Origin of the sequence: Actinosynnema sp. NPDC002837 (genome assembly GCF_040295345.1) — a bacterium.
Lineage (GTDB): Bacteria > Actinomycetota > Actinomycetes > Mycobacteriales > Pseudonocardiaceae > Actinosynnema.
Map to the genome: position 1 here is coordinate 64598 of NZ_JBEOVG010000046.1, position 8781 is coordinate 73378.

Genomic DNA, 8781 nt, shown 5'->3' on the forward strand with positions numbered 1-8781 from the left:
GGTGCGTCCGGCGCCGCACGCGTCCCGCACGGCCCAACGCCTCGAACACCTGAGCGAATACCGCGCCGGCCACGCGCGTGACCACGCGTTCGAGCCGCCACCCGGACCCGCGACGCACGTCACAAGCGACCCGGCGCCCACCGGACGACGACGCCCGCCCGGTCACCACCCCTTACGCTCTCGACCCGTGTCCAAGCTCGCAACCGCGGCCAAGCGCCTCCTCGTCGGCAGGCCCTTCCGCAGCGATCGCCTAGCCCACACCCTGCTGCCCAAGCGCATCGCCCTGCCCGTGTTCGCCTCGGACGCGATGTCGAGCGTGGCCTACGCGCCCGAGGAGATCTTCCTCGTGCTCTCGGTGGCGGGTCTGTCGGCCTACGCGCTGGCGCCGTGGGTCGGCGTGGCGGTGGTCGTCGTGATGCTCACGGTGGTCGCGAGCTACCGGCAGAACGTGCACGCCTACCCGTCCGGCGGCGGCGACTACGAGGTCGCCACGGTCAACCTCGGCCGCAGAGCGGGCCTCACCGTGGCGAGCGCCCTGCTCGTGGACTACATCCTCACGGTCGCCGTCTCGATCTCGGCGGCGGCGGCGAACATCGGCTCGGCCATCCCGTTCGTCGCCACCCACAAGGCCGCGTTCGCGGTCGCCGCGATCGTCCTGCTCACCGCCATCAACCTGCGCGGCATCCGCGAGTCCGGCAGCGCGTTCGCCATCCCGACCTACGCGTTCATGGCCGGCGTCCTCTTCATGATCGGCTACGGCCTGTTCCGCGGCCTCGTCATGGGCGACGAGCTGCGCGCCGAGAGCGCGGGCCTGGAGCTGCGGGCCGGGGACGACCACCTGATGGGCCTGGCGTTCGTGTTCCTCGTCCTGCGCGCCTTCTCGTCGGGCAGCGCGGCGCTCACGGGCGTGGAGGCGATCAGCAACGGCGTGCCGGCGTTCCGCAAGCCGAAGTCGCGCAACGCGGCGACCACGCTGCTCATGATGGGCCTGATCGCGGTCACGATGCTGATGGGCCTGATCGTGCTGGCCCAGCTCACCGGCGTGAAGATGGCCGTTGACCCGGCGCACCAGCTCGTCAACGCGCCCGAGGGCTACGAGCAGAAGACGATGGTGGCCCAGATCGCGGGCGCGGTGTTCGAGGGCTTCCCGGTCGGGTTCTTCTTCATCACCACGGTCACCGCGCTGATCCTCGTCCTGGCCGCGAACACCGCGTTCAACGGCTTCCCGGTGCTCGGCTCGATCCTCGCCCAGGACCGCTACCTGCCACGCCAGCTGCACACCCGCGGCGACCGGCTCGCGTTCAGCAACGGCATCGTCTTCCTCGCCGGCGCCGCGATCGTGCTGGTCATCGCGTTCGACGCCGAGGTCACCAAGCTCATCCAGCTCTACATCGTGGGCGTGTTCGTCTCGTTCACGATGAGCCAGACCGGCATGGTCCGGCACTGGAACCGGCTGCTCAAGACCGAGACCGACCCCAACGCCCGCCGCCGGATGCGCCGGTCGCAGTCGATCAACGCGTTCGGCCTGGCGCTCACCGCCTCGGTGCTGGTCGTCGTGCTGATCACGAAGTTCACGCACGGCGCGTGGATCGCCATCGCCGCGATGGCCGCCCTCTACGCCCTGATGACGGCGATCCGCAGGCACTACGACCGGGTCGCCGAGGAACTGCGCCAGCAGGAGCGGCAGAAGCTGCTGCCCGCCCGCAACCACGCCATGGTGCTGGTCTCCAAGCTGCACATGCCCACCCTGCGGGCCCTGGCGTACGCGAAGGCCACCCGGCCCGACATGCTGGAGGCGGTCACCGTCAACGTGGACGACGGCGACACCCGCCGCCTGGTGCGGGAATGGGAGAAGGAGAACTTCAAGGTGCCGCTGAAGGTGATCGAGTCGCCCTACCGCGAGATCACCAAACCGGTCCTCGACTACGTCAAGCGGGTCCGCACGGACAACCCGCGCGACGTGGTCACCGTGTTCATCCCGGAGTACGTGGTGGGCCACTGGTGGGAGCAGTTCCTGCACAACCAGAGCGCGCTGCGGCTCAAAGGCAGGCTGCTGTTCCAACCGGGCGTGATGGTGACGAGCGTGCCGTGGCAGCTGGCCTCATCCTCGAAGGTGACCGACAAGGACGACGTGGTCGCGCCCGGCGCGATCCGACGCGGCCTGGACAAGCGCGGCCAAGACAAGGACGGCAAGTGACGGCGACCTGGAAGCAGCGGCTGATCGAGGTCGAGGTCGGCGCGGTCGCCCACGGCGGGCACTGCGTGGCCCGGCACGAGGGCCGCGTCGTGTTCGTCCGGCACGCGCTGCCAGGCGAACGGGTGGTCGTGCGGATCACCGAGGACACCGGCGGCTCGTTCTGCCGCGGCGACGCCGTCGAGGTGCTGGAGGCCTCACCGGACCGCGTGCCGGCGCCGTGCCCGTTCGCCGGTCCCGGCCTCTGCGGCGGCTGCGACTGGCAGCACGCGTCGTGGCAGGCCCAGCGCGAGCTGAAGGCCGCCGTGGTCAGCGAGCAGCTGCACCGCCTGGCCAAGCTCGACTGGGAGGTCATCGTCGAGGACCTGCCCGGCGGCCCGGAGGACTGGCGCACCAGGATGCGCATGGCCGTCGGCCCGGACGGCCGCCCCGGCTTCCGCGCCCACCGCAGCCACCAGGTCGTCCCCGTGGACGACTGCGTGATCGCCGTCCCGGGCGCCCTGGACGACGTGGTCCACCACACGTGGCCGCCGAAGTCCGAGCTCGTCGTCACCCGCGACGCGGGCGGCCGGACGCACGTCACCGAGATCGGCCCGCCCATCATCCGCCGGGGCCGCCCCGTCCCCGGCCCCTCCCGACTGCGGCAAGGCAGCGGCACGGCCACCGAACTGGCCGCCGGCCGCACGTGGAACCTCCGCGCGGACGGCTTCTGGCAGGTCCACCCCGCCGCCGCGGACACCTTCGCCAAGGTCGTCGGCGACTGGGCCGACTGCCGCCCCGGCGACCGCGCCTGGGACCTCTACGGCGGCGTCGGCCTGTTCGCCTCCGTGCTCGCCGAGCAGGTCGGCCACCGCGGCTCCGTCGCCGTGGTCGAGTCGTCGTACGGCGCCGTCGCCGACGGCCGGCTCAACCTCTCCGACCAGCCGCAGATCAGCTGGCACACCGGCCGCACCGAAGCCGTGCTCGAATCACCCGAGTTCACCGACCTGCCGCCCGACGTCGTCGTCCTCGACCCGCCGCGCAAGGGCGCAGGCAAGGTCGTGGTGACCGCGATCGCACGCAGCCGACCCTCCCGTGTGGTCTACGTCGCGTGCGACCCCGCAGCGCTGGCCCGCGACATCGCCGCCTTCGCCCAGCACGGCTACGAGTTGGCCCAGCTCAGGGCGTTCGACGCGTTCCCGATGACCCACCACGTGGAATGCATCGCCCTGCTGACCCCCGCACGCTGACAGGCGTCTCAGCCTGTGGTCCGTAGACTGACCGGACGAATCGGGGGACCCGAACCACAGGGCGAGGTGGAGCGAGTGACGCTGCTGGAATCCGTGCACGGACCGGCGGATCTGAAACGGCTGGGACCTGACGAGCTGCCCGCGCTCGCCGACGAGATCCGGCGTTTCCTGGTCGACAAGGTCTCCCGGACCGGCGGGCACCTCGGTCCGAACCTCGGCGTGGTCGAGCTGACCATGGCCGTGCACCGGGTCTTCGACTCACCGCACGACTCGGTGGTCTTCGACACCGGCCACCAGAGCTACGTGCACAAGATCCTCACCGGCCGCCGCGACGGCTTCGACACGCTCCGCCAGAAGGGCGGCCTCTCGGGCTACCCCTCCCGCGCCGAGAGCGAGCACGACGTCGAGGAGAACAGCCACGCCTCGACCGCCCTGTCCTACGCCGACGGCCTGGCCAAGGCCTACCAGCTCGGCGGCCAGCGGCGGCACGTCGTCGCGGTCGTCGGCGACGGCGCCCTGACCGGCGGCATGTGCTGGGAGGCGCTGAACAACATCGCCTCCGGCACCGACCGACCCGTCGTCATCGTGGTCAACGACAACGGCCGCTCCTACTCGCCCACCATCGGCGGCCTGGCCGACCACCTCTCGTCGCTGCGCCTGCAGCCCGGCTACGAACGCGCCCTCGAGCGCGGCAAGAACGCCCTGCAGGGCACCCCGTTCGTCGGCAAGCCCGTCTACGCCGCACTGCACGCCGCCAAGCGCGGCATCAAGGACGCCCTCAGCCCGCAGGCCATGTTCGAGGACCTCGGCCTCAAGTACATCGGCCCCGTCGACGGCCATGACCACGCCGTCCTCGAGTCGGCCCTGCGCCGCGCCAAGTCCTTCGGCGGCCCGGTGATCGTCCACACCGTCACCCGCAAGGGCAACGGCTTCGCGCCCGCCGAGAACCACGAGGCCGACCAGATGCACGCCACCGGCGTCATCGACCCCATCACCGGCGAGAACATCGGCCCGTCCAAGCGCACCTGGACCCACGTCTTCGCCGACGAACTGGCCACCCTCGGCGGCGAACGCCCCGACCTGGTCGCCATCACCGCCGCCATGCGCGGCCCCACAGGCCTGGACAAGTTCGCCGGCCTCTACCCGGAGCGCTGCTTCGACGTCGGCATCGCCGAACAGCACGCCATGACCTCCGCCGCCGGCCTCGCCATGGGCGGCATGCACCCGGTCGTCGCGATCTACGCCACCTTCCTCAACCGCGCGTTCGACCAGCTCCTGCTGGACGTCGCCATGCACAAGCAGGGCGTCACCGTGGTCCTCGACCGCGCCGGCATCACCGGCCCGGACGGCGCCTCCCACCACGGCATGTGGGACCTCTCCATCTGCGGCCTCATCCCGGGCATCCACGTGGCCGCCCCCCGCGACGCCGCCACGCTCCGCGAAGAACTCCGCGAGGCCGTCCGCATCTCCGACGGGCCCTCCGTCATCCGCTACCCGAAGGCCTCCGTGGGCCCCGACCTGCCCGCCCTCGAACGCATCGGCAAGGTCGACGTCCTGCACCGCTCCGGCTCCGACGTCCTCCTGGTCACCGTGGGCGCGTTCGGCGAACTCGGCCTGGCCGCCGCCCAGCGCCTCGCCGACCAGGGCATCGGCGTCACCGTCGTGGACCCCCGCTGGGTCTTCCCCGTCTCGGACGACCTGGTCGCCCTCGCCGCCGACCACCGCCTCGTCGTCACCGTCGAGGACAACGGCCGGCACGGCGGCTTCGGCTGGGCCCTGGCCGCCGCCCTCCGCGACAACTCCGTCGACACCCCGCTCCGCGACCTGGGCATCCCCCAGACCTTCCAGGAGCACGGCGAACGCAGCGAGGTCCTCTCCGACATCGGCCTGACCGCCCAGGACGTCTCCCGCCGCATCACCGAGTGGGTCGTCGCCGCCGAGCCCGCGGAAATGGGCGCGACGGTCGAGAAGTAGCCCGGTTACCCTCCTCCCGCCCGGTCAGCGGCTCGGACGGCACTGCCGAACCCGAGTCCCGCGATCGCAGCCGGGCGAACCTTTCAGAGAGGCGCGTTGCCAACGCGGCGGGTTGCGACACCCAAGCCGCGACCCCGGTCGACCACGGGGCGTGGGGCCCTGCGAGCCCCGTGCTCCCGCCCACCGCCCCACGACCGGGGTCGCGGTCCGCGCAACGCAGGAGGAGGACCGGTGAAGCACACCCTCATGCCGTGGGAACGCGGTGTGGTCTTCCGGCACGGCGAGCTCGTCGAGGTCCTGGGCCCCGGCCGCCACCGCCGCAGCTTCCGCCACCAGGTCCGCCACCTCGACATCCGCCCCCGGTCGCAGACCCCCGGCTGGCAGGACATCCCGACCTCCGACGGCGTCCTGATCCGCGTCACCCTCGTCCTGGTCTGGTCGATCTCCGACCCGGCCCAGCACGTCCAGGCCTCCGCCACCCCCGAGGTCGAACTCCACCTCGCCACCCAGATCGCCCTGCGCACCGCCGTGCTGACCCGCACCCACGACGAGGTCGACCCGGCCCGCCCGGCCATCGCCGCCGAAATCCTCGCCGCCGTCACCACCCGCGCCACCGACCTGGGCATCGACCTGCGCGAAGTCGCCGTCCGCGACGTCGTCATGCCCACCGAACTGCGCAAAGCCGCCCTGTCCGAACTCCTGGCCCGCTCGGAAGCCCGAGCATCCCTGGAACGCGCCCGCGGCGAGACAGCAGCCCTCCGCACCCTCCTCAACGCCGCCCGCCTGGCCGAGGACCACCCGGCCCTCCTCCAACTGCGCGCCCTTCAATCCGCCAACACCGTCGTCGTCGAACGCAACCGCTGACCTCGTCCACTAACGCGCCCTTGCCCACGCCCTTCCCAAAGGAAGGGCTTCGTGTCATCCCGCCGACCTGGCTCCGCCCTACCGCGCGTGTCAAGGGGGCCTGTGCACCGATACCCATCCCCTCCACCGATGCCTGCCCCCTTGATACGTGTGGTAGCCCGTAGGGAGGTCGGTGGGATGACACGAAACCCGCACCACAACGGACCCGGCGCGTACCCACCCACCCCGCCGTCATCCTGCTGATCTGCCCGTCCGGCGAGGACTCTTTTGATCTTTCCCACGCACCCCGCCCCACCCACCGCTTCGCCCCGCCTTGCCCCTCGACAGCACCTCGACAGCGGCCCGACAGCTTCACGCTAAGCACCTTCTCAGGGATGTGTGGCACCTTTGTGGGGTGCGGATCCTGGTAGTCGAGGACGAGGTGCCGTTGGCCGACGCGATCGCGCGTGGCCTGCGGCGCGAAGGCATGGCGGTCGACGTCGCCTACGACGGCGAGACCGGCCATGAGAAGTCGACCGTGACCCGGTACGACGTGGTCGTGCTCGACCGCGACCTACCCGGCATGTCCGGCGACGAACTGTGCAAGGAGATCCTCAGCTCGGGCGCCCTGACCAGGGTCATGATGCTCACCGCCAGCGCCGGCGTGGACGACCGCGTCGCGGGCCTGTCCCTCGGCGCCGACGACTACCTGGCCAAACCGTTCGCCTTCCCGGAGCTGGTCGCCCGCGTCCGGGCCCTCGCCCGCCGCGCCACCCCGGCCACGCCGCCGTTGCTGACCGCTCGCGACGTCGAGCTCGACCCGGCCCGCCGCACGGTGCGCCGCGCCGGCCAGCCCGTCGACCTGACCCGCAAGGAGTTCGGCGTGCTGGAGGTGCTGCTGGCCGCCAAGGGCTCGGTGGTCTCCAGCGAGGAGCTGCTGGAACGCGTGTGGGACGAGAACGCCGACCCGTTCACCACGACCGTCCGCGTCACCGTGATGACGCTGCGCAAGAAGCTCGGCGAACCGGGCATCATCGACACGGTGGTCGGCTCGGGCTACCGCGTGCCCACGGCAGGTTCCGCTGAACTCTGAGCTGGCCCGCAGGCGCGGACCCGGGCTGCGGACGCGGCTCACCCTCCTCGCGACCGGACTGGTCGCGTTCGTCAGCGGCCTGCTGCTCCTGCTCGGCTGGCTGCTCGTCGGCCGGGTCATCGCCTCCTCGCCCCGCTTCGCCGAGGGCAGCACCGTGGTCGTCGACGGTCGTGAGGTCGCGGCTGACGCGCTGATGGACCTGCTCGGCGAGCAGGCACGGGACGACGTGCTGCGATCCGGCTCGATCGCGTTCCTCTGCGTGGTCGCCGCGGCGGCACTGCTCGCGTGGACCATCACCGGCCGCGTGCTCCAGCCCGTGCACGACGTGACCGACGCGGCCCGTCGGCTGTCCGCCGAGTCCCTCGGCGAGCGGCTGCGCCTGGCCGGTCCCCGGGACGAGGTCGCGGAGCTGGCCGACACGTTCGACGAGATGCTCGACCGGCTCCAGGCGGCGTTCGAGTCGCAACGGCGGTTCGTCGCCAACGCCTCCCACGAGCTGCGCACACCGTTGGCCGTGATCCGGACCGAGCTCGACGTCACGCTCGCCGACCCGGACGCCGACGACGCGGAGCTGCGCCGCATGGCGGGCGTGGTGCGTGCCGCCACCGAACGAGCCGAGCAGCTGGTCAGCGCTCTGTTGCTGCTCGCGCGCACAGATGGGCTGGGATTGGCGGTGCGCGAGCCGGTGGACCTCAACGCCGTGGTCGAGTCCGCGTGGCGTGCCGTGCGGGGGGAGGCGGAGGAGCGCCAGCTGCGGGTCTCGTTCCTCACCGCGCCGGCGCCCGCCGTCGGCGACCCGGCGTTGCTGGAGCGGATCGCGGGGAACCTCCTGGAGAACGCCGTGCGGCACAACCTGCCCGGCGGGTGGATCGAGGTGCGCACCGAAGGCGGCCCAGAGTGGACGTTGCTGCGGGTGTCGTCGTCCGGGCCCGTCATCGCTCCGGACCGGGTGGAGGAGCTGTTCGAGCCGTTCCGCCGGGGTGGCACGGACCGGACCGCGCGCACCGGCACCGGGCTCGGGCTGTCCATCGTGCGGGCCGCCGTCGCAGCTCACGAGGGTCAGGCGCACGCCGTGGCGGTGCCCGGCGGAGGGCTCTCGGTGGCCGTGCACCTGCCGTCCACGCCGCATGGAAAACTAGTCTGAGTGGTCCCGATCACACATGATCCGGTTTGAGGGTCGCCGCAGGGGGTACTACCTGCGCAGACGTGCCTCCCGACCCCCGATTTGTCTCCGCGTTGGGCGGGGTGTAACTTTCTCTCTGCCAGCGCGGAACGGGCCGGAGAGAGACCGGAACGGAGCGCGGCGAACATCAGCCCCGGATCGAGTCGCTGCACAGCGATGAGCTACGGTGAGCGCGTGTTCTTTGAGAACTCAACAGCGTGCCGAATAGCCAGTAAATTTATGAACCTCGTCAAGAGGTTTCCTTTGAGATTGTTACTGGACAACT

Annotated in this window: 6 protein-coding genes; all 6 read left to right on the forward strand. The window is 71.3% G+C overall.

The window, feature by feature from the left end; translation table 11 throughout:
• The first annotated feature begins 187 nt into the window (after window positions 1-187).
• The 6 genes from ABTZ99_RS27270 to ABTZ99_RS27295 all read left to right on the forward strand — a co-directional run bounded on the left by ABTZ99_RS27270 (window position 188) and on the right by ABTZ99_RS27295 (window position 8477).
• A complete protein-coding gene (locus ABTZ99_RS27270; protein WP_499615104.1) occupies window positions 188-2197 on the forward strand; it encodes an APC family permease in 2010 nt (669 codons plus the stop codon).
• Complete coding sequence (locus ABTZ99_RS27275; RefSeq protein ID WP_499615107.1) at window positions 2194-3423, forward strand: class I SAM-dependent RNA methyltransferase; 1230 nt, start codon at window positions 2194-2196, stop codon at window positions 3421-3423. The genes ABTZ99_RS27270 and ABTZ99_RS27275 overlap by 4 nt, the downstream gene beginning before the upstream one ends.
• Window positions 3424-3498: 75 nt before the next feature.
• On the forward strand, window positions 3499-5397 hold the full coding sequence (dxs, locus tag ABTZ99_RS27280) for a 1-deoxy-D-xylulose-5-phosphate synthase (RefSeq protein WP_498774068.1): 1899 nt from the start codon (window positions 3499-3501) through the stop codon (window positions 5395-5397).
• Window positions 5398-5628: 231 nt separating this feature from the next.
• A complete protein-coding gene (locus ABTZ99_RS27285) occupies window positions 5629-6261 on the forward strand; it encodes a slipin family protein (RefSeq protein ID WP_499615110.1) in 633 nt (210 codons plus the stop codon).
• 394 nt (window positions 6262-6655) lie between these two features.
• Window positions 6656-7333, forward strand: a complete 678-nt coding sequence (locus ABTZ99_RS27290) for a response regulator transcription factor (RefSeq protein ID WP_230566547.1) — start codon at window positions 6656-6658, stop codon at window positions 7331-7333.
• Window positions 7323-8477 carry a sensor histidine kinase gene (locus tag ABTZ99_RS27295; RefSeq protein ID WP_498774096.1) on the forward strand — a complete coding sequence of 385 codons (1155 nt, stop codon included), beginning with the start codon at window positions 7323-7325 and terminating at the stop codon, window positions 8475-8477. Before ABTZ99_RS27290 ends, ABTZ99_RS27295 begins: the two co-directional genes overlap by 11 nt.
• Window positions 8478-8781 lie beyond the last annotated feature (304 nt).